The sequence below is a fragment of the Allocoleopsis franciscana PCC 7113 genome (assembly GCF_000317515.1).
Taxonomy (GTDB): Bacteria; Cyanobacteriota; Cyanobacteriia; order Cyanobacteriales; family Coleofasciculaceae; genus Allocoleopsis; species Allocoleopsis franciscana.
Map to the genome: position 1 here is coordinate 5,290,070 of NC_019738.1, position 21,888 is coordinate 5,311,957.

Genomic DNA, 21,888 nt, shown 5'->3' on the forward strand with positions numbered 1-21,888 from the left:
ATATCGGTTAGCCCAAAAGGGTGAAAAGTAGTGTTTTTAAAACTTAGTAGCGACGAGAGAAACTGTTGCTTTTCCGAGGCCCACCCGAAGAGCTTTTATTTTCGCGGGGCTTAGCCTTATTCACTTTCAGGTCGCGACCCATCCATTCGGCACCATCTAAAGCTTCAATGGCGGCTTCTTCTTCAGCGTCTGAACTCATCTCCACAAAGCCAAATCCACGGATGCGACCCGTTTCTCGATCCGTGGGAAGTTGAACTCGTTTGACTGTACCGTATTCTGCAAAAACCGCATTGAGGTCGTCTTGGGTAACTTGGTAGGACAGATTACCTACATAGATTGACATTGATCTTCTCCAAAAACAGGGGAGTGTAGAGATTGGAATTGCGGAGAGAAATCTGTTAACGACCAGAAGCGAGAAGCCTACCGATGAAAACAAAATCTGCAACCGAATTAATTCTCTTCCTTAAGATAGCGCATAAAGGTGATAGCTCAAGGAGAGAACTAAAAATTTTTACAAAGAGTTTGTTAGGAATCACGTTAAGGTTTTGAGAACAGGGGATTGAGCGCACCCTTAACCGAGTACGATGCATCAACACACCGCTCTTGTTAACACACCCCTAAGCCGATTTCCTCTGTGCATCCGCTTCGCTTAATGTAAGGATTTCAACACCTTCTTCCGTAACCGCTAATGTATGCTCAAATTGAGCAGAAAGTTTGCGATCTTTGGTCACGGCTGTCCATTTGTCCGCGAGAACCTCAACTTCCCAAGTGCCTTCATTAATCATTGGCTCAATGGTAAAAACCATACCAGGGCGAAGACGCTTTCCTTTCCCCCTAGTGCCATAGTGAGGAATCTGAGGCGCGGTATGGAAAATATTACTCACCCCATGTCCGACGAAGTCTCGCACAACAGAAAAACCCTGAGCCTCGGCATACTCTTGAATCGCCGCACCAATGTCTCCAATCCGTGAACCGGATCTAACGGTAGCAATCCCTCTTCTTAAACACTCCTGTGTCACCTCCACCAACTTTTTCGCCGTTGGGGAAGGAGTACCCACAAAAAAAGTTTTGGAGGTATCACCGTGGTAGCCCTCTACCGTCGGCGTCACATCAATATTGATAATGTCGCCTTCCTTGAGGATTTGTTTAGCATTGGGAATTCCATGACAGACCACCTCATTGACACTGGTGCAGATGGACTTGGGAAAGCCATGATAGCCCAGAGGCGCACTTTTTGCCCCATGTGCTATTGTCCAGCGCTCTGCTTCGTCATTCAGTTCTAAGGTACTCACCCCTGGCTTAACCATCGGTGCTAGGTGATCTAAAAGTTCAGCCGCCAAGCGCCCTGCGCGACGCATTTTTTCAATTTCTCTGCTGGATAAGAGAACGATTGTTTCGTTTCCCATGAATCTTCCTTAACCTGATCTCCCCAATTCGTGGGGACGTCCATCTAACATCTAAGTAACTGAACTGACTCCGAAACTCTACATCTAGGGTGCATCGCGACGTACCCTACTACGACTATTAGTATTTAGCACAGAATTTTGTGTCAGTCCTCTATTAATTAACTTTACCTCGATCGCTTCAGCATCCCCCACCCAATCGCTAAGCTGTTGATACAAGCAAATAGGAGGGAATCCGTGCAGGTCAAAGCAGCAGTTGCCTATGAGGCTGGGAAGCCATTAACCATCGAAACGGTTCAGTTGGATGGCCCCAGAGCGGGTGAGGTATTGGTTGAAATTAAGGCAACGGGAGTTTGCCATACCGATGCTTATACCCTCTCCGGCAAAGATTCAGAAGGGCTATTCCCCGCCATTCTGGGACATGAAGGGGCCGGTGTGGTGGTGGAGGTCGGTCAAGGCGTCACCAGTGTGAAACCGGGCGACCATGTTATCCCCCTATACACCCCCGAATGCCGTCAGTGTGAATATTGCCTGAGTCGTAAAACCAATCTCTGCCAAGCGATTCGTACTACTCAAGGGCGCGGTGTTATGCCCGATGGCAGCAGTCGATTCTCGATTAATGGAACTCCCCTGTATCACTATATGGGGACATCCACGTTTGCCAATTACACGGTACTGCCGGAAATCGCGGTGGCGAAAATTCGGGAAGATGCTCCGTTTGATAAAGTATGTTACATCGGCTGCGGGGTGACTACGGGAATTGGAGCCGTGATTTATACGGCAAAAGTTGAACCCGGAGCAAGAGTTGTAGTGTTTGGGCTAGGAGGGATTGGCCTCAACGTGATCCAAGGGGCGCGGATGGTCGGTGCTAGCCAAATTGTCGGCGTTGATATTAATCCCGATAAGCGAGCCATGGCGGAAAAATTTGGCATGACGGATTTTGTGAATCCCAAGGAAGTGGAGGGGGATTTAGTTCCCTATTTGGTGGATTTAACCAAAGGCGGCGCGGATTACAGTTTTGAGTGTATTGGCAATGTCAATGTGATGCGCCAAGCTTTGGAATGCTGCCACAAAGGTTGGGGGGTAAGTGTGATTATCGGCGTGGCGGGTGCCGGCGAGGAAATTCGGACTCGTCCGTTTCAACTCGTGACTGGACGTGTTTGGAAAGGCTCAGCTTTCGGGGGGGCAAGGGGTCGCACGGATGTTCCCACGCTTGTAGATTGGTATATGGAAGGGAAGATTAACATTGATGATTTAATTACCCACGTAATGCCATTGGAGAAGATTAATCAGGCGTTTGATTTGATGCACCAAGGGGAATCGATTCGCAGCGTAGTGACATTCTCTTGACAGATGACTCGTATTTGATGTTGCGTATCCGCAGTTTCCCTTACGGGGCTTAGGCAATGCTAGGATGGCATTTGCCGAATTTGGTGAGGTACTGATGGCAGAAACACTTTTCTTTAACGCCCTACGCGCCGCCATTGATGAAGAAATGGCACGCGATGAAGCTGTATTTGTACTCGGTGAAGATGTCGGTCACTACGGTGGTTCCTACAAAGTCACCAAAGATCTGTATAAAAAATACGGTGATCTTCGGGTTCTGGATACCCCGATTGCGGAAAACAGCTTTACTGGTCTAGCCGTTGGTGCAGCCATGACGGGTTTACGACCCATTATTGAAGGTATGAATATGGGCTTTTTGCTCCTTGCCTTCAACCAAATTTCCAACAACGCGGGGATGCTGCGTTATACATCCGGTGGGAACTTCAAAATTCCCATGGTGATTCGTGGCCCAGGTGGGGTTGGTCGTCAGTTGGGGGCTGAACACTCCCAGCGACTAGAAGCTTACTTTCAGGCGGTTCCGGGCTTAAAAATCGTCGCCTGCTCAACCCCTTACAATGCCAAAGGACTGCTTAAATCGGCAATTCGGGACGACAATCCCGTTTTATTCTTTGAGCATGTCCTGCTTTACAACCTCAAAGAAGACCTGCCTGATGAGGAGTACTTGGTTCCTCTCGATAAAGCAGAGGTCGTCCGCAAGGGGAAAGATGTCACCATTCTCACCTACTCTCGGATGCGTCATCACGTCATGCAAGCCGTGAAGCCGCTGGAAAAAGAAGGGTTTGATCCAGAGGTGATTGACTTGATTTCCTTGAAGCCATTAGATTTTGACACCATCGGGGCTTCCATTCGCAAAACCCACCGGGTGATTGTGGTGGAAGAATGCATGAAAACTGGGGGTATTGGAGCCGAATTAATTGCGTCGATTAATGATCGATTGTTTGATGAACTCGATGCGCCAGTGCTGCGGCTGTCTTCTCAGGATATCCCAACCCCTTACAACGGTATTCTGGAAAATCTAACGATTGTGCAACCCCAGCAAATTGTGGAAGCTGTACAAAAGATGGTGGCATCGCGGGTTTAAGGTGAGAAAATAGTAGGTTAATAGGTTGCAGGTTGCCAGTTAGGATACCAAACTTTAACCTTCAACTTTCAACTTTCTAACCTACCTTGCCTTTCAAAGTAGGGATTCGTCTCCGGAAACGTTCAACCGAGCAACTTTCCAGCCTCTGGCTGGTGAAAGTGAAAACTTTCCTCGCTTGCCACCAAGTAACGACATCACCGAAGAGACTGGGTCGTTGCTAAAAAGGATTATCATATCACTTGTTGCGGCGGTTCGTAGTGATGCAAAAACAGCGTTGGATATTAGCCCTGATTTTAGCCCTGGTGATTGGGGCGATCTGGGTGCTTGTGCAGGTGAAAATTCCCTTAGGATTAGACTTGCGGGGGGGCGCACAGTTGACCATTCAGGTCAAGACCACAAAAGAAATTAAGCAAATCACGCCTAGGCAACTAGAAGACGTTCTAGCTGTCGTTGAAAATCGGGTGAACGGCCTTGGGGTTTCAGAACCAGTGGTGCAGAGTGTTGGTTCCGATCAAATCTTGGTACAGCTACCTGGGGTGAGTGACCCGCAACAGGCCGAACGGGTGCTGGGTGGCACCGCACAATTGGAATTCCGCCAGCAGAAACCCGGAGCCGATTATTATCAGCTAATGGCTGAAATGCAGGCGCGAGACGCCTTGGTGCAGCAACAGGCTCAGTTGAGTAAGACCGGGGACGAAAAAGCGATCGCAGAGAATAAAGCGGCTCTGGAGCGCAGCAACCAAGCGATCGCAGAATTGTTTGAACCGGCTGATCTGACGGGGAAAAATCTTAGAGATGCTCTGCCTGAACCGACTCAAACCGGTGATAACTGGAAAGTTGCCATCCGTTTTGACGCCGAAGGAGCCGAAAAATTTGCTCAGCTAACCAAGGAACTGGCGGGAACCGGTCGCAGTATTGGTATTTTCCTCGATCAGGCTCTGATTAGCGCCCCCACCGTCGGACCCGAATATGCCCAAGCGGGTATCACGGGTGGCGGTGCTGAGATTAGTGGTCGCTATACAGCCCAATCAGCCAACGAATTTGCCGTGCAGCTACGGGGGGGTGCCTTACCTGTACCGGTGGAAATTGTAGAGAACCGCACGGTGGGTGCAACGTTAGGACGAGATAGTATCCAACGAAGTCTCTATGCCGGGATTGGCGGTCTGGTTTTAGTATTAGTGTTTATGGGCGTCTATTACCGCCTGCCCGGTTTAATTGCTGACGTTTCCTTAATCATCTACGCCCTGTTGACGATGGCGGTTTTTGCTCTGTTGGGTGTTACTTTAACCCTGCCGGGAATTGCTGGTTTTATCCTGAGTATTGGCATGGCGGTTGATGCGAACGTGCTGATTTTTGAACGGACACGAGAAGAAATAAGAGCGGGTAAGACTTTGTATCGCTCGGTTGAATCAGGATTTTACCGGGCATTCTCTAGCATTTTGGACGGTAACGTGACTACAGTGATTGCTTGTGCCGCCTTATTTTGGCAAGGGTCTGGTTTAGTGAAGGGTTTTGCACTGACACTTGGTTTAGGGGTGGCGGTGAGTATGTTTACGGCGCTCACCTGTAGCCGCACCTTTATGCTGCTGCTGGTTTTGGGATTTCCTGGGTTGCGCCAAAAGCCTGAACTCTTTGTTCCCAACCCACCAGTATCAGTGAACTCATAGGCGGAGGGGTGACCATGAAACTTAATATAATCAAACAGCGATCGCTCTGGTGGTCGATCTCTGCCACGATGATTCTTGCTGGCATCATCAGTATGGTGATTTCCACCGCAAATCTGGGTTCTCCTTTACGCCTGGGTTTGGATTTTGTCGGTGGTACGCGGCTGCAATTTGAGTTAGATTGCTCGAAATCCGATAACTGCAACAAACCCATCGACGTTCAAGCGGTTCGGCAAGTCTTAGATGCTGAGGGGTTGGGCAACAGCAGCATCCAAGTTTTAGATCAACAAGGGGACAGAGAACCAGGGGTGACGATTCGCACCAAGTCATTAGATTACGCGAAGCGTACCCAGCTACAAAATAATTTGAGCGAAAAAATTGGCGCTTTTGACCCTAAAACTCTGCAAATTGACACGGTAGGGCCAACCTTGGGTCGTCAGCTATTTATTTCAGGTCTAATAGCGATTATTCTCTCTTTTGCAGGCATCCTTATCTACCTGACCTTCCGGTTCCAATTCGACTACGCTTTCTTCGCCTTCGTTGCCTTATTCCACGATGTCTTAATCACCGTTGGCATCTTCTCTATCCTGGGTTTGGTGTTAGGTGTGGAAATTGATAGCCTCTTCGTCGTTGCCATCCTGACGATTATTGGTTTCTCAGTCAACGATACGGTGGTGATTTACGACCGAGTGCGGGAGGTAATCAAGGAGCATCCAGACATGCACATTAACCAAGTGGTGGATGATGCCGTGAATCAAACCCTAAGTCGCTCGATTAATACCACCTTAACAACGTTGCTGACATTGGTTTCGATCTTCCTGTTTGGAGGAGAAACCCTCAAGTATTTTGCCTTAGCCTTGATTGTGGGCTTTATTGCAGGTGCTTATTCCAGTATTTTTGTTGCGAGTACGATGCTTGCCTGGTGGCGAGAGCGCCAGAGCAAAGCCGCATAATCGCAAAAGTAAAAGTTCCGGCAAAATCGAGAGGATGGGGAGGCTTTCAGCTCACAATAGACATCTTGAGGAGATTAAGCTTCAGCGACCGTGAAGGATTGCAGGTTAATGATCAAAGATGTCTATTGAACGCTAGAAACCATGGAGCCGCCAGACGTCCAGATGCCTCGAATATCTAGAAGAGAACCTTCCGACCTTGACCCCACTCTGAAAATACCGATAATGCGGTTACATCGGCTGACGGTTTATGGTCGCTGGTTTGTCGTCAGCTTGCTTTGGGTGACGCTGACCCCCTTATTTCTGTGGGGTTGGCGCTACGAGATTTCGCTGATGCGATCGCACTTTACTTGGTCAGCACTGCGATATGGCATCATCTTTAATCCTTGGCCCGCCTTGGGTTTAGGTTTGTGTGTTTCTATGACGACTGCTGTCTTAGTTTGGCACAGTCGTAATATTTTATTTGGACTACCACACCAGGAACAACTGCACCTAGAGCAACAGGTACGCCGCATTGCTCAACAAGGAGCGAGTCACCCCTTGTGGAAGTGGGTGTTTAAACAAGATTCAACCCATTAAAGCCGTTTCGACCAGCAGCGCGGATTGATTGGAGTTTTCTTGGCTTTGTCTGCGCCTTGCTCTGGTGACGTTGAAATGTCAACAGCATCCATTAACTTTTTGCGGGTTTGAGCATGGGGAAGACTTTCTGGGAGTGTCAGAAACTCTTCCCATGTCAGTGCTGGGGATGGCGTCTCTACCCTATCGTTATTAATTTATAATTTCCTTAGACTCAGGTCTAACTTGTTGATTGCCGCGTTCCTTATTTAACTGTTCGATGGTGTCGCCAATCACGGCAGTTAAGCTTTTGCGGGTTTGAGCATGATTAGATTGCTCGGTTTTTAAGGCATCAATTAGGCGATCGCGTTCTACTAATACTTCTTTCAGCTTTGCCTTCAATTCTTCAGCCGTTAGCAGTCCTGTTACTTCCTGTTCAAGTGCTGACTCCCCTTCAGGATTATCCGCACTCAGGGGAGAACTTTCTCCTTGGAGTTGCTGAATTTGAACTTTGAGGGATTCGACTTGTTGTTGTGCTAACTTTGCCTCTGTACGACGTTGCTGTGCTTCATTGGTGTATAGTTTACGCCAGTTATCCGCACTCTCATAAGCGGCATCGCGATCGCTAATAGTATCTGCCAGTTGCTGCTTGAGCTGCTTAATTTCGTTTAACCACTGCTTGACATCGTTGTTCATTGACAACCGCTCCTGTAATAGCTTTCTGGTTAACAGTCTCTTGTGTCGGTCACATGACCGACCTCTTGTGAGCAGTAAATCGCCTATAAATTTGGCAGATTAATCATTAACATACCCTGCTGCCAAACTTAATCTCTATGCTTTCTGCGCGTTTTTTCCGTTTTTTTCGCCACCTTAATTGGGCAACCCTCAAGAAAACGTTCGCCCGTGCCATAGAACGTCGGTTGATGGGTCTATCTGCTGAAATGGCCTACAACGCCATATTAGCCCTGTTTCCAGCAATTTTAGCGATTCTCACGGCAATTGGACTGTTTGAAGAATCTTTACAATCCACCTTCCGTAACCTAGTACGCCAGATCAGCGAAGTAGCTCCCTACGAGGTTGTGGAACTGATTCGTCAGTTCAAGATAGAAATTAGTCGAACAAAAAGTAGTGGTCTCTTCTCTCTTAGCTTTGTCTTCGCCATTTGGGCTTCTTCTGGGGTGCTGAGTGCGGCGATGAACGCCTTCGATCAAATGCATAAAATTCCTCCCGAAGAAACACGACCCTTTTGGAAAGCGAAGTTAGTATCCTTAGGTTTGACGATTGGCAGTATTTTATTCTCAGTTCTGGCTTCTTTCTTGGTCTTCGTCAGTGACTGGCTAGTCAATAGAATTGTTGATCACAGTGGAGCGTCGGTTCTATTAAGCCTCTGGCGGCTTTTAAGTTGGCCTTTAGCGTTAGGCATTATTGCTACAGGTTGTGCCTTTATCTATCGCTATGGTCCAAGCCGTTGGGCTAAAGGCACACCGATTATGCCAGGAGCTGTTTTGGCGGCAATTTTCTGGGCAATTGTCTCAGCGCTGTTTCGGCTTTATGTCACGAATTTTGGCAATTACAATAAAGTCTACGGAGCTGTTGGTGCCGTCATTGTGTTATTGCTTTGGCTCTATATGACTTCTTTGGTACTTTTATTAGGTGACCAGCTTAACGTCACAGTAGGAGAGGCGATGCAAAAAGGCAGATTATTAAACAGTCTCAGAAAAATTACAAAGGTTAAAGAATGAAAAAATGACCCGCTTTATTGTTCAAACGTTCAACGCTAAATAAATCAAACAATGTCCCAAATCTCTCCTCAATCTTCCCCTCCATCCGGCGATGCTAGGATATCTACCTTTCGGCGTTTGCGTCGGTTGAGCCATATCCTGGATAACGCGATTCCCATACCAGGGACATCTTATCGGATTGGGATTGACCCGATCATCGGTTTGTTACCGGGGGGTGGCGATTTCTTAGGAACTGCTGTCTCCGCTTATATTGTGCTGGAAGCCGCACGCATGGGTGTAACGCGAGAGACTTTGGTGCAAATGGTCTGGAATATTATTGTTGATACACTCAGTGGAACTGTGCCTGTATTGGGAGACTTGGTCGATGTAACTTGGAAGGCTAACACGAAAAATATTGTTCTACTGGAAGAACACTTAAAAATTCCTCCTTCCTCCTCTAGGAAAAAGGTAGATTGGTTATTTCTGGCGTTGCTATTTGGGGTACTACTTTTGGTTGTGGTGGGTGTAGCCGCCATCAGCGTTATGCTGTTGAGGTGGCTTTTTAGTGCAATCACAGGTTAAGCGATTGCCCAAAGGGCAGTGCCAAAGGCAATCGCACTTTGAACAGGCAATATTCAATGTAGAGAAATCAGGCATCAAACTCTCTAAGGTAATACCAAGTTGCAGTCAAAGATAGTAGATAGGGAGACAAGGGAGACAAGGGAAGGGGGACAAGGGGGAGAGAAAATACTACGTTTGAACGCAACTCGGTATAAGCACTCTGAGTGAACACTCACAACGAAGATGGTGCCCATCTATTTCCTACACCCTATTTTGCCGATAGTCACGATAAGTGGCAGAGTCAGAGTGCGTCAAAAATTACAGCAAAATAAGGTTTCTGGTTCCTCATTAAAAATATAGGCATAGTCGAAAACTAAGAAATTCAGATGACGAATCATCAAGAAACCTAAATGCTTTACTGTGTCTGTTGTAAAAGTAGCCATTACTAATTCAGTCAGTTTTTTTTCTTTGATGCAAGGTTTTTTGACGAAATAGTTCCGTTTGGCAAAAAAAATATTTTCATGTCTAGGAACAATAATCCCATTGATTCGATGCGTATTTTGAATGGGTTTTATATAATTATTGATAAAACTATCTTGATTTTTCTGGAGTCCATATAAGCGTTCATGCTGTAACCAACTCATCTGAAAAATCATTTGTAGGATTTCAAAACCCAAAATATAATAAAAAATATGATTAGTTTCTTTTTGATTAGAGACTAAGCGTAAAGATAATTCATAGTGTGCATCACTATGGGTTCTTAAATCTTGAGCTAAATGGACGTAGAACTGTTTAACATAGTCTCTTAAAACAAAATCATTGAGTTCTTTATTAATATGAAATTTTTTAAGATACTTTTCGATGATTTGTTGAGGAAACTGTCCCAAAAGATTAGTTATCGCTAAGTCTTTTGATTTAGAGGGAGTTAAAGAGTTTGATTTACTTTCTCTAGCAATGGCACACATTCCATCACCCAATGATAATTTAACTGTATTAGAACTCATGAGATTTTTACACTCATTCTCTAATTTGTAGCACTTAAAAACAACTAACATCCCTCTTTAGTGTAGCTTTCGTTACCTCTGGAGAGATGGGTTTATCCATTACTCTTAAGAATTGAACAAGAAATATTCAGAAAATTAAATTCAAAGAACTTCATTTTTCGCCAAAGTTGATTGAAACAATCCTTGAATTTTGAGCATAAGAAGCAGAACTGAAACACAAGCAATCAACCGCATTATCCCTAAGCGGAGAGTCCTGGATACAGACAGCTTGATTAGCCTGTGCGGATTAGGTGAAAAACCGGAGTAATCTAACGAGAATAGGTTTCATCTTCCTCCAGAAAATAGTACGCTAACGCCACAGGATAGGAGTTTCGTCATGAGCCGTCAAGCGGACTCCAAAGCCGTTTGGAAATTGAGTGATAGCAACTCAGTTGTTAATGGTAAAGCCTTCGGTAATTTTGCCGCTAAATCAGTTAGCAGCTCAAGGGTGCGGTACGTGAATCTGACGTGAACGCAGCCATCAAATCTGTGCCAATCATTCTATACCTTCTTGAGAAGAATCAGCCAACTTAGTAGGACAGAAAGAAATCTGGCTCCCTCCCCCTGTTCTGTTCACCCCTTTTTAAGCCAAAGCGACTGCCGGAGATGAGAGTAAGGATGAGGAGGTTGGGGGGATCGAGGTGCAACCTCTTCATCGTTAAATGCTATCAGGTGGGCAATGCCCACCTTACGTGTCGTGCGATTCTCTTAGGTATGAGGTCACGCAAGAGTCGGTGGCTGAGGGATCTTCAAGCCAGCCGTTTCTTGGCTGTACTCTTTTAAGTCAATCTTAACTGGCTCCACTTTCCAGATATCCTGGCAATATTCCCGAATGGTGCGATCGCTGGAAAAGAAACCCATACGCGCCGAGTTGAGAATCGACATCCGAGTCCAGTTCTCCTGATGGCGATAAGCTTGACTGACTTGCTCCTGACACTGGATATAAGACTGGTAGTCTGCAAACAGCAGATATTCGTCTTTGTGCATCAGCGAATCGACAATCGGCTGGAACAAATGGGGATTCTCTGGACAGAAGTATCCCGAAGCAATCCGCTCCATCACTTCCCGCAGTTCCCCATTGGTATTGTAGTAGTCCATTGGATTGTATCCCTTGGCTTTCAGGGCGTAAACTTCCTCAGTGGTGAGACCAAACAGGAAGAAATTTTCTGCCCCCACAGCTTCTCGAATCTCAATATTGGCACCATCCAGGGTACCAATCGTCAGCGCCCCATTCATCGCAAACTTCATATTACCCGTGCCGGACGCTTCCTTCCCGGCAGTGGAGATTTGCTCCGAAAGTTCAGCCGCCGGGTAAACTCGCTCACCCAGAGACACAGAGAAGCCCTCTAGGAACACAACCTTGAGGCGATCGCGCACATCGGGGTCGTTGTTCACCACTTTCGCCACCGAATTGATTAACTTAATAATCAGCTTGGCGATGAAGTAGCCCGGAGCAGCTTTCCCGGCGAAGATAAAGGTTCGGGGCAGGATATCAATATTCGGATTCTTCTTAATCCGGTTGTACAGCGTAATGATATACAACACATTGAGCAACTGACGTTTGTATTCATGAAGCCGCTTGACTTGAACATCAAACAAAGAATTGGGATCGATGACAATATCGTTGTAGAGCAGAATGTATTCCGCTAATTCTTGCTTACGTTCTTGCTTAATCTGACGCCAGCGCTGGCAAAACTCAGCATCATCCACCAAGGGTTCTAGTTGCTTGAATTGTTCTAGCTGAGTCACCCAACCCAAGCCAATCTTCTCGGTAATCAGTTCAGATAATTTGGGATTGCTCGACAACAGCCAGCGACGTGGTGTCACCCCATTCGTCTTATTATTAAACCGCTCAGGCCACAAGGCATAAAAGTCTCGAAGGACATCCTGCTGAAGCAATTCTGTATGTAGCGCCGCCACTCCATTAATCGAATGGCTACCGACACAAGCTAAGTGTGCCATGCGGACGTACTTTTCACCCCCTTCCTCAATCAGGGACATGCGAGCAAGTCGTCCCGTATCATCGGGATACTTGGCACGTACTTCATCCAGGAAGCGGCGGTTGATTTCATAGATAATCTCCAGATGCCTAGGCAGCAGGCGTTCAAACAGGCTCACAGGCCAGCGTTCCAGAGCTTCTGCCAGCAGGGTATGGTTGGTATAGGCAAAGGTGTTTTTGGTGATGTACCAAGCTCGGTTCCAACCCAAGTGATACCGATCCACCAACAGCCGCATTAACTCAGCCACACCAATAGAAGGGTGAGTGTCATTGAGTTGGATGGCTACTTTCTCATGGAATTGGTCGAAATTCTGGTGATTTCGGCGATAGGTCTTGATTATGTCCTGTAAAGAACAGCTCACGAAGAAATACTGCTGCTCTAGGCGTAGTTGCTTACCCTGCTCTGTATTGTCGTTGGGATAGAGAACTTTGGAGATATTCTCGGAGAATATCTTACTGGTGACAGAACCGACATAGTCACCACTATCGAACACGCGAAAATCGAACTCTTCAGAAGCACCCGCACGCCACAGACGTAGGACGTTCACCGTATGGTTGTTGTACCCAGGCACGGGTGTATCGTAGGGCGTGCCTAAAACTTTCCGCTCTGGAATCCAACGCACTCGATAATTGCCTTCTGCGTCCTGATAAGCTTCGGTGTACCCTCCGAAGAGTACCTCAGCGGTTAATTCTGGGCGTCGGAGTTCCCAGGGGTTGCCGAAGCGGAGCCACTTGTCCGGGTATTCGACTTGAGCACCATCCTGAATCCGTTGGTCAAAGATGCCAAATTCGTAACGTATCCCGTAGCCAACCGCCGGAATTTCTAAGGTTGCTAGGGAGTCGAGGAAGCAAGCTGCCAGACGCCCCAACCCTCCATTGCCCAGTCCGGGTTCTGCTTCGAGTACAGTTAGGTCATTCAGGTTGAGACCCGATTCGTGCAGCGCTTGCAGAACTCGTTGGTACAGACCTAAGTTAAGCAGGTTATTGCTCAACTGCCGCCCCATTAAAAATTCTGCCGACAGGTAATGTACACTCTTGACATCTTGCTCAAGATATGTAGTGGTTGTATTAATCCAGCGATGGAGTAGGCGATCGCGCACGGTATAGGCGAGCGCCATGTAATAGTCGAAGGGTGTCGCTAAAGACTCATTTTTTCCCTGAATATAGTACAGGTTATCGGCAAAGGCTCGTTTGAGTGTCTCAACCGTCAAGCCAGTGCGATCATCTTCAATCTGAATCCGTACATCCTCTGGGGGAGCAATGTCGGGCTGTACAGGTCTACGATGAGGATGCTCGAATAAATTTTCATGGGTAGTCATTGTGTCTAGGTGCCTGCGATCATCAGTACATGAGCAAACAGGACTTATGCACAGCCTTTACTAGCAGAGTAGAAAGACTTACTCTACGGGGGTAGAGTTTAAACCTTCAATAAGGTATAAGTCCTGCCTAATCAACATTAGCTTAGTAGCGCCTAATCACTACTCCTACCCCGTTGCGCTCAAAGATTGAGCTGTCTGCATGGAGGGATGGTTCCCACAATAAGCAGGGGAGCGGGGGAGCAGGGGTGCGCTTTTATCCTGTTTTCAGAAGATGTAATTTAAATGCACGCTAGCTTACCCAAGTTGAGGCGTTAGTTGCTGGAAGGAAATTATGCCTATCCCTGCATTACATCTTGTGTTGTATTCTTGACAAAATGGTTAAAACCCCTATCCGTGGGGTACCTCCTATAATTTGGGAAGCGTGCAATAATAATCCGTCTATCACTTGGCGATCGCTTCCCTATGGCTCAAGTCCCCCAATCTACCGCTGAACTAGCTGCTGTCCTGCAAGAACCCGTCGATCTCAATTTTGACCTCCCCGATCCAGAAGATGAAGGGATTCTGGAGTATGACTTTCAGCAACTGGTTGATAATGCTTGGCTAGTCTGCGATCGCTTCGACTTGCAAACCGAAATCTGGCGGGGGCGAATTTTGCGTGTCGTCCGTGACAGGGAGAAAAAAGGCGGCGACGGACGGGGAACAGGATTTTTAAACTGGCTCAAAAGTCGAGAAATCAGCAAAAGTCAAGCCTACTCCTTAATTGAACTCGCCAATAGTGCAGATACCCTATTAGCCGAAGGCAAACTCAGCACTGATGCCATCCGCAACTTTAGCAAACGAGCCTTTGTGGAAACAGCCAAATCTGCCCCAGAAGTGCAGCAACTGGTAACCGAGGCAGCGGAAAAAGGCGATCGCATTACCCGCCGTGAGGTGAAGCAACTCTCGGATGAATGGACGGCGATGTCTTCAGAATTGCTACCCGATGAAGTGAAGGAAAAAGCCTCTGCGGGTACAATGCCAGCGCGTTACCTGGCACCGCTGGTGAAAGAGATGGAGAAGTTGCCCGAAATCCACCTCAAACCCTTACAAGAGGAAGTCGCCTCAAATCCCGATGTCGATACCATTAAACAGGTGACATCCGACGCCCGTTATTTAGCGAAGTATCTTGATTCCGCTGCCCAAGTTCAGGCGATTCAGGCATCATCTTTGGATATGGAAATGGCACTCGAAGAAGCCCTGCGACTCGATTGTTTGAATACTGCTGCTGATTTAGTGAAACAAGCATCTACGCTTGAACAAACGGTTGGTAAACTCTACACCACCTGGAAACGTCTCGGCAGTTTGTCTGACCGATTATATGTTGATACGGGTGCGAGTACACCGCATTTGCGATCACTCCTCAGTTGCCTAGAGAGCCTTGTTAATGAAGTGATCGAAGTGCCGTTAGATGATACGGGTGAGCAGATTGTTCGGCTGAAAATCCTGACCGATTCCAATTCCTAATCCCCGCTTTTTCTGGGCAAGCGCAGACGCATAACGGCTAGCAAACTCCTATGTCGACTTGCTCAATGATTAAGCATGAACCATCAAATATTGCCCGTTACCATTATATTCACCATCACAACAGGCGAAATTGGCAACAAACCATATCAAATAGAACCGCCATATCCGGCGAAACTTGGCATAATCCATGCCATAATTTAAATCTTTGATGCTTGCCTGGTTCTCGTCAAAATTACGTAACCAATTGGCTAGTGTTTTAGAGTAATTAGAGCCATTAATATACCATCTTTTAATGGTTTTGAGGTCTTTGTTATGGCTAGGGACTGCATCGTTATTCCAGTAGCGACTGTGGGGGAAAATGTATTTATGAGTGTAAACACTGGATATCTTCTAGACTCGTGATAGAGTTCATGAGTATACTCCTTAGGCTCCCCAAAATTGCTGCAACTATATCACACTAAAGAAGTTTTTGAATTTAGTTATTTTTTTCTTACTGCCTTCTGAAAAATCAATCAAAATCTATGACTATTGATAGAGAAGAAACACTGATTACTCAAGTAGAATATGCAAAAAAAATACGTCCCCTACTGCCGGATATAGCTTTTATCCCCGATCCAAGTAAATTAGTCATATTGTTTATTAATCTGGCAATTTTAATACTCGGCTGGGTGATCGCGTCTCATCTGGATCGTTGGTCTCCATACCTTTTATGGCTATATTTACCCCTAGCTGTGGTGATGGGCAATAGCATCACTGTCTTGCTATTTAGCTCTCATGAAGTCATGCATGGCAGCGTAATTAGGAACCCCAAGCTGATTCGTATGATTGGCTTCCTGGGGTTCGCGATAGGATGGATGCCACCAACCTTCTGGAAATCTGTTCATAACCGAGTGCATCACAGTAAAACAAATTCCTTCGATGATCCTGATCGTAATTACTTATACGAGCAGCCTAATACCTGGGGGAAATGGTTTCAGCATCTTATAGAACCTTCTAGTGAAGTCAATTTCATAGGGTTGGCATTGGGAATGCCGACTTCATGGTTACTTTATACGTTTCGCAATCTGACTTCCGTGCTGTTCTTTAATGATGAATCTGTTGATTATGTTCCTGCCGTCGTTAGGGTCAGTGCTAAAGACCGTCTGGCGATCGCAGGAGAATTTTTTCTGATCTTAATGATTCATCTAAGTATCATGGCTTATCTGCAATTTGACTTAATAAAACTCGTTTTTAGCTACTTTATACCCTTGGGGATTGGCTATGCTGGAATGTTTTTTTATATTTATACAAATCACATGATTTGCCCCATGACACTCGTTAACGATCCACTATTGAATAGTGTTTCTCTACGAGTTTATAAACTCTTTGATAAGTTGCATTTAAATTTTTCTTACCATACCGAGCATCATATTTTTCCAGGCATGAATTCTGATTATTATCCAATGGTTCAAGAGTTATTAGAAACTCACTATCCTGAGCGTATGAACTTAATAGATGCTGGGGAAGCTTGGCGCTTACTGCGGCAAACTCCTCGGCATTACAAAAATGAAAATACTTTTACAAATTGGTCAGGAGAGAAGGATGTTGCTTGCCCTCTGCTCCATAAATAATTAGTTACAAGGGCGACCTTTAGAGTTACACTCTTTAGCCCAACATGCTTCTAAAAGCTGAACTCTATAGAGATAGGCAAACTCTCTGGGATTCAGGATGAGTTTAGTTTTGGAACTAAAGACGGGCTGGTTGAGAAACGACCAGAGGGGAAATTTAATTTTGATGTCTTTTTCAGCCATGTACTTTGCCAGATTGTCGAGTTCGATAAAGCGAGAACGCTCTCAACTGTTAGTTAGACTTCTGTCTAAGGAAACCTCTTTTCCAGTAAAATTTGATAAATTTACTTGTCTAGGAATTGAGGAAAATTCCTGACTTGAGCCAAGAAAAGTCCCTTGGTGAGCATCCAACACACAGCCAAGGGGATTTTCCAACCACTTCTACAGGAGGATAACGACAAGATTTATTTCGTTTCAAACTCCTTCTTTAAACAGTCTGAAATCCTGCCAGGGGATTTAGGTTTAGCAATGATGAAGAGTTTGTAAAGTTTTTATGAAATTGTGACAGAAGAACAGTTTTAAGAAAAATTCTTTTTATCAAACTAAATGTTAGTCAGAGTATTCTAAGACTCATTGATCTCAGCTCAATTCTTAATTCCGGTTGTAGCAATGCCTTGGATAAACTGCCGCTGACCGAAAAGAAACACCACGACTACTGGTAAAGTCGCTATCACTACAGCCGCCATCAGTAATGACCAGTTATTGGTAAATTGTTCCTGAAACTCTGCCAAAGCGAGTTGAACTGTTCTTAATTCCGGTCGTGTGGTGAAAACAAGGGGCTTGAACAAATCATTCCACTCGCCGATAAAGGTAAACAAAAATAGCGTCACCAACGCAGGGCGAGACAAAGGTAGCATGACTCGCCCAAGAATTTGGAGCCGGTTTGCCCCATCTAGTGCCGCCGCTTCTTCCAACTCCACAGGCACGGTGAGGAAAAACTGCCGTAAAAGAAAAATACCAAAGCCACTCGCGGCTGTGGGCAGAATCAGCGCCCCGTAAGTATTGATCAGATGCCCCCACTTCAGAACGAGAAAAATGGGCACCACTAAAATCTGAAAAGGAATCACCAGAGTTGCCAAAATCAGCAGCAGCAGCGCTTGACGCCCCCGAAATTTGAGCCGTGCCAAGGCATAGCCTGCTAGGGCAGAGGTAATCACCTGAAACCCTGTTACGGTAAGGGCGACAACGGTGGAATTCGCAAATGCCAACAGAAAGTTCCCACTAGCCCAAGCTTGTCGATAGTGATCGAGGCTGAGTCCCTTTGGTGCGAGGTTGCCACTGGTAGCACTTGTCCCAGTAGGTGCCAAAGACATTAACAAAACAATGGCTAAGGGAAGTAGAACAAGAGCTGCCCCGATAAGTAGCAAAGCCACAATTAGCCATTTCCCAAACGACGGGGAGGGTTTTTTAGGGAGGATTTTAGGCATTTCTACCGGTTTAATTTTATGCTTGAAATGTTTAATGGAATATTCTGTCTGGAGGGCTATTGCCTGAGGACAAGCAACGTATAACATTGACAGGTTAAGTACAAATAAAGGGTTTTGACCCTACCTCAAGGTACCAGGTACCGGGTTAAGCAACGTTCTAGCATCCTATCTCATGCAAACAGGAGACAATCGACCTATGCAGCAGCTTGCAGTCAGTCCAGAGTTTGATTTCACTAGTGAATCCTACAAGGACGCCTACAGCCGCATCAATGCGATCGTGATTGAAGGTGAACAAGAGGCTCACGATAATTACATCACACTGGCCCAACTGCTGCCAGACCACAAAGATGAACTCCAGCGCCTCTCGAAGATGGAAAGCCGCCACATGAAGGGTTTTCAAGCCTGTGGTCGGAATCTCAGTGTGACGCCCGATATGGAGTTTGCTAAGCAGTACTTTAGCCAGTTGCACGGCAACTTTCAGACGGCAGCCGCAACGGGCAATGTGGTGACGTGTTTGTTGATTCAATCACTGATTATCGAGTGTTTCGCGATCGCGGCTTACAACATCTATATTCCCGTCGCTGACGACTTCGCTAGAAAAATTACCGAAGGGGTTGTTAAAGACGAGTACATGCACCTCAATTTCGGTGAAGTTTGGCTGAAAGACCACTTTGAAGAATCTAAAGCCGAACTCGAACAAGCCAATCGTCAAAACCTTCCCTTAGTTTGGCGGATGCTTAACCAAGTTGAAGATGATGCTCATATCCTGGGCATGGAAAAAGATGCTCTGGTTGAAGACTTTATGATTGCCTACGGGGAAGCCTTGAGCAACATTGGTTTTACCACTCGTGACATTATGCGGATGTCAGCCTACGGTCTAACAGCGGCTTAACACAACTTAACCTATGGCCTAATCGGTTAAGAAAGGGCGGTGGGATAAGGGGGGGTAATTTAAGAAAATCCTAGTTTTTAGGAAAAAACCCATGAAAGCTTTATTACTTTACCCTCGCTTTCCCCAAACCTTCTTTCCAAAAGTTCTAGAAGCAATCGTCAAAGAAGAAGATCGAGGCATCTTGCAATTCGTGCCCAATTTTGGCAAAAATTTAGGATTATTCTCCGTACCAAGCCACAATTTCTTAATATGTATTTAGGACTGTGTGCTGCTGGCGAGCCTTTCTGGGAGTACCGGGTTTTAGCCAGAGAACGAATGACTCAGCAGCTAGGGTTCGACCCGTTGACACAGACTGTAATACCAGAATGAGAACCCGCACTTGTAGGAGGTTAATCCTAGCTTTGAGCGCCACTCCTTTAAAATCGAGCCGAGAGAATCTATACTCTTTTTTCAGCTTGCCGCTCTTGGATGCGGCAATTTTTTGTAATATTTTGTAAAGTCCTTAACGATTTCTTTCCCTTAACCCCACGTCTGCCTGATTGACAGGTTTACAAGCGAGCAATACATGTTTGGTCTTATCGGTCACCTTACCAGTTTGGAACACGCTCAAGCCGTTGCTAAAGAGCTAGGCTACCCAGAATATGCCGACCAAGGGTTAGATTTTTGGTGCAGTGCGCCGCCTCAAATCGTTGATACCATCAAGGTCACGAGCATCACTGGGCAAGTCATTGAAGGTCGGTACGTAGAATCTTGCTTTCTCCCTGAGATGCTCGCCAATCGCCGAATCAAGGCAGCCATCCGGAAAATTCTGAACGCGATGGCTCACGCCCAAAAGTATGGCATCAATATTACCGCATTAGGAGGCTTTTCCTCGATTATTTTTGAAGAATTCAAATTGCACGAAAGCAAGCAGGTTCGCAATATCAAGCTAGAGTTTGATCGCTTCACCACTGGTAACACCCACACGGCTTACATCCTCTGTCGCCAAGTGGAACAAGCCTCGCAAAAGTTAGGGATTGAACTGTCCAAAGCCACAGTTGCGGTATGTGGGGCAACGGGAGATATTGGGAGTGCCGTCTGCCGTTGGCTGGATGCCAGAACGGATGTCGCGGAGTTGTTGTTAATTGCCCGCAATCAAGAGCGTTTACAAGCCTTGCAGGACGAACTGGGTCGCGGCAAAATCATGGGATTGGAAGAAGCCCTACCCCAGGCGGATATTGTCGTTTGGGTGGCGAGTATGCCCAAGGGAATCGAAATCGACTTCTCGGTGTTGAAGGAGCCTTGTTTGCTAATTGATGGTGGCTACCCGAAAAACATGGGGAATCAGATTCAGCATCCGGGTGTCTACGTTCTAAATGGTGGCATTGTCGAGCATTCCCTCGATATTGACTGGAAAATCATGCAAATCGTCAATATGCAGGTTCCAGGGCGTCAGCTATTTGCCTGTTTTGCCGAGTCAATGCTCCTAGAGTTTGAAAAGTGGTACACCAACTTTTCTTGGGGACGCAATCAGATTACGGTAGAAAACATGGACAAAATTGGACAGATTTCCGTTAAACACGGATTTAGACCCTTACTGAGCTTTTAGCAAAGGGTTACAGGTTAGCAAGGCTAACGGGTTGAAGATTGGAACACTCCATCTTCAACCCTTCAACCTTGTAGTCTTTAACTCTTGAACCTTCAACTCTTTAACGCATCACTCATGACCCCCGAAAACAGAACCTTGCTTCTCGATTTTGAAAAGCCACTCTTTGAGTTGGAGGCACGAATTAACCAGATTCGTGAACTTGCTGAGGAAAATAACGTCGATGTTTCTGAGCAAATCCGCCAACTGGAGGCACGGGCTGTGCAATTGCGTCAGGAAATTTTCAGTGGCTTATCGCCCGGACAACGGTTACAACTAGCCCGTCATCCTAGGCGTCCAAGTACCCTGGATTACATTCAGGCCATTAGTGATGAATGGATGGAACTGCATGGAGATCGGGGCGGTTCGGATGACCCAGCGTTAGTGGGTGGCGTCGGGCGTCTGGGTGGGTGTTCCGTGGTGATGCTAGGTCATCAAAAAGGTCGAGATACTAAAGATAATATTGCCCGCAATTTTGGGCAAGCGTCCCCTGGTGGTTACCGTAAGGCGCTGCGGTTGATGGAACATGCCGATCGCTTTGGGATGCCGATTTTGACGTTTATCGATACCCCAGGGGCTTGGGCCGGTGTCAAAGCGGAACAATTGGGTCAGGGAGAAGCGATCGCTTACAATCTCCGAGAAATGTTTAAATTCGATGTCCCGATTATCTGTACCGTGATCGGAGAAGGGGGTTCGGGCGGGGCTTTGGGTATTGGCGTGGGTGAGCGATTATTAATGTTTGAACACTCGGTTTATACCGTCGCGACACCTGAAGCGTGTGCCGCTATTCTTTGGCGAGACGCTGCCAAAGCCCCAGAAGCCGCCGCCGCGTTGAAGATGACCGCTTTAGATCTCAAAGAGTTGGGTATTATTGACCAAATCCTGCTAGAACCCGTTGGAGGTGCCCATTCAGACCCCTTAACAGCCGCTTCTATCCTGAAAGAAGCCCTACTCCAAAACCTAGAAACTCTGAACCAGATGACCCCAGGGCAGCGCCGGGAGTTACGCTATCAAAAATTCCGCAGCATTGGCGTTTTTACAGAACTTTCGGCCTAAATAGAGTGAAAATTTCTAGAGGCGAGGGTTATTCCTGAGGGAGAGTGGAAAAGCCATAGATTAGGTCTTCGAGGTGACATTGAAAAATCCAATGGGTCAAAACTTTGACCTTATTGCTGATTAGACTTTAAAGAAA

At 46.4% G+C, this 21,888-nt stretch carries 19 protein-coding genes and 2 pseudogenes; 14 read left to right on the top strand and 7 right to left on the bottom strand.

From position 1 onward, the window contains the following. Positions 1 to 43 precede the first annotated feature (43 nt). Positions 44 to 343, bottom strand: coding sequence for an RNA recognition motif domain-containing protein (locus MIC7113_RS21740; protein WP_015184339.1), 300 nt, complete (start codon positions 341 to 343; stop codon positions 44 to 46). Positions 344 to 617: 274 nt separating this feature from the next. Then, a complete protein-coding gene (gene map / locus MIC7113_RS21745; protein ID WP_015184340.1) occupies positions 618 to 1,406 on the bottom strand; it encodes a type I methionyl aminopeptidase in 789 nt (262 codons plus the stop codon). Positions 1,407 to 1,640: 234 nt separating this feature from the next. On the opposite strand from map, the gene MIC7113_RS21750 reads away from it, so the two are divergent. The 5 genes from MIC7113_RS21750 (at position 1,641) to MIC7113_RS21770 (ending at position 7,024) form a co-directional block, all read left to right on the top strand. Then, positions 1,641 to 2,753 carry an S-(hydroxymethyl)glutathione dehydrogenase/class III alcohol dehydrogenase gene (locus tag MIC7113_RS21750; protein WP_015184341.1) on the top strand — a complete coding sequence of 371 codons (1,113 nt, stop codon included), beginning with the start codon at positions 1,641 to 1,643 and terminating at the stop codon, positions 2,751 to 2,753. Between the two features lie 94 nt (positions 2,754 to 2,847). Then, positions 2,848 to 3,831, top strand: a complete 984-nt coding sequence (locus MIC7113_RS21755; RefSeq protein WP_041781132.1) for an alpha-ketoacid dehydrogenase subunit beta — start codon at positions 2,848 to 2,850, stop codon at positions 3,829 to 3,831. Between the two features lie 260 nt (positions 3,832 to 4,091). Further along, positions 4,092 to 5,498, top strand: a complete 1,407-nt coding sequence (secD, locus tag MIC7113_RS21760; RefSeq protein ID WP_015184343.1) for a protein translocase subunit SecD — start codon at positions 4,092 to 4,094, stop codon at positions 5,496 to 5,498. A gap of 14 nt (positions 5,499 to 5,512) precedes the next feature. Next, positions 5,513 to 6,448 carry a protein translocase subunit SecF gene (gene secF / locus MIC7113_RS21765; protein ID WP_015184344.1) on the top strand — a complete coding sequence of 312 codons (936 nt, stop codon included), beginning with the start codon at positions 5,513 to 5,515 and terminating at the stop codon, positions 6,446 to 6,448. 141 nt (positions 6,449 to 6,589) lie between these two features. Beyond that, complete coding sequence (locus MIC7113_RS21770; protein WP_015184345.1) at positions 6,590 to 7,024, top strand: hypothetical protein; 435 nt, start codon at positions 6,590 to 6,592, stop codon at positions 7,022 to 7,024. 189 nt (positions 7,025 to 7,213) lie between these two features. Here MIC7113_RS21770 and MIC7113_RS21775 read toward each other — a convergent pair whose 3' ends face one another. Next, on the bottom strand, positions 7,214 to 7,696 hold the full coding sequence (locus MIC7113_RS21775; protein WP_015184346.1) for a hypothetical protein: 483 nt from the start codon (positions 7,694 to 7,696) through the stop codon (positions 7,214 to 7,216). 137 nt (positions 7,697 to 7,833) lie between these two features. Between MIC7113_RS21775 and MIC7113_RS21780 the strand changes: the two genes are divergently transcribed. Together MIC7113_RS21780 and MIC7113_RS21785 are read left to right on the top strand one after the other, a co-directional pair. Beyond that, on the top strand, positions 7,834 to 8,742 hold the full coding sequence (locus MIC7113_RS21780; protein WP_015184347.1) for a YihY/virulence factor BrkB family protein: 909 nt from the start codon (positions 7,834 to 7,836) through the stop codon (positions 8,740 to 8,742). A 51-nt stretch (positions 8,743 to 8,793) separates the two neighbouring features. Beyond that, on the top strand, positions 8,794 to 9,303 hold the full coding sequence (locus MIC7113_RS21785; protein ID WP_015184348.1) for a DUF4112 domain-containing protein: 510 nt from the start codon (positions 8,794 to 8,796) through the stop codon (positions 9,301 to 9,303). A 290-nt stretch (positions 9,304 to 9,593) separates the two neighbouring features. Here MIC7113_RS21785 and MIC7113_RS21790 read toward each other — a convergent pair whose 3' ends face one another. Then, on the bottom strand, positions 9,594 to 10,286 hold the full coding sequence (locus MIC7113_RS21790) for a hypothetical protein (protein WP_155898071.1): 693 nt from the start codon (positions 10,284 to 10,286) through the stop codon (positions 9,594 to 9,596). A gap of 376 nt (positions 10,287 to 10,662) precedes the next feature. On the opposite strand from MIC7113_RS21790, the gene MIC7113_RS38725 reads away from it, so the two are divergent. Continuing rightward, entirely contained in the window at positions 10,663 to 10,797 is a 135-nt protein-coding gene (locus MIC7113_RS38725; RefSeq protein WP_015184350.1) for a hypothetical protein, read from the top strand. Between the two features lie 248 nt (positions 10,798 to 11,045). Here MIC7113_RS38725 and MIC7113_RS21795 read toward each other — a convergent pair whose 3' ends face one another. Then, positions 11,046 to 13,643: a glycogen/starch/alpha-glucan phosphorylase gene (locus MIC7113_RS21795; protein ID WP_015184351.1), complete on the bottom strand. Its 2,598-nt coding sequence runs from the start codon at positions 13,641 to 13,643 to the stop codon at positions 11,046 to 11,048. Between the two features lie 462 nt (positions 13,644 to 14,105). Here MIC7113_RS21795 and MIC7113_RS21800 point away from each other — a divergent pair, with 462 nt between their 5' ends. Continuing rightward, entirely contained in the window at positions 14,106 to 15,146 is a 1,041-nt protein-coding gene (locus MIC7113_RS21800) for a hypothetical protein (RefSeq protein ID WP_015184352.1), read from the top strand. A gap of 69 nt (positions 15,147 to 15,215) precedes the next feature. Here MIC7113_RS21800 and MIC7113_RS34945 read toward each other — a convergent pair. Then, positions 15,216 to 15,533: pseudogene (locus MIC7113_RS34945) on the bottom strand (SAM-dependent methyltransferase); the annotation flags it as partial. Positions 15,534 to 15,667: 134 nt separating this feature from the next. Between MIC7113_RS34945 and MIC7113_RS21805 the strand changes: the two are divergent. Continuing rightward, on the top strand, positions 15,668 to 16,756 hold the full coding sequence (locus MIC7113_RS21805; protein ID WP_015184353.1) for a fatty acid desaturase family protein: 1,089 nt from the start codon (positions 15,668 to 15,670) through the stop codon (positions 16,754 to 16,756). Positions 16,757 to 17,337: 581 nt separating this feature from the next. Here MIC7113_RS21805 and MIC7113_RS21815 read toward each other — a convergent pair. Further along, positions 17,338 to 18,180: a carbohydrate ABC transporter permease gene (locus MIC7113_RS21815; protein ID WP_041781136.1), complete on the bottom strand. Its 843-nt coding sequence runs from the start codon at positions 18,178 to 18,180 to the stop codon at positions 17,338 to 17,340. A gap of 196 nt (positions 18,181 to 18,376) precedes the next feature. Here MIC7113_RS21815 and MIC7113_RS21820 point away from each other — a divergent pair, with 196 nt between their 5' ends. The 4 genes and pseudogenes from MIC7113_RS21820 (at position 18,377) to accA (ending at position 21,752) form a co-directional block, all read left to right on the top strand. Then, a complete protein-coding gene (locus tag MIC7113_RS21820) occupies positions 18,377 to 19,072 on the top strand; it encodes an aldehyde oxygenase (deformylating) (RefSeq protein WP_015184356.1) in 696 nt (231 codons plus the stop codon). Between the two features lie 174 nt (positions 19,073 to 19,246). After that, a pseudogene (locus MIC7113_RS34950) lies at positions 19,247 to 19,441 on the top strand (DUF4070 domain-containing protein); the annotation flags it as partial. A 196-nt stretch (positions 19,442 to 19,637) separates the two neighbouring features. Continuing rightward, a complete protein-coding gene (locus tag MIC7113_RS21825; protein WP_015184357.1) occupies positions 19,638 to 20,660 on the top strand; it encodes a long-chain acyl-[acyl-carrier-protein] reductase in 1,023 nt (340 codons plus the stop codon). A gap of 114 nt (positions 20,661 to 20,774) precedes the next feature. Then, on the top strand, positions 20,775 to 21,752 hold the full coding sequence (gene accA / locus MIC7113_RS21830; RefSeq protein ID WP_015184358.1) for an acetyl-CoA carboxylase carboxyl transferase subunit alpha: 978 nt from the start codon (positions 20,775 to 20,777) through the stop codon (positions 21,750 to 21,752). Positions 21,753 to 21,888: the final 136 nt, after the last annotated feature.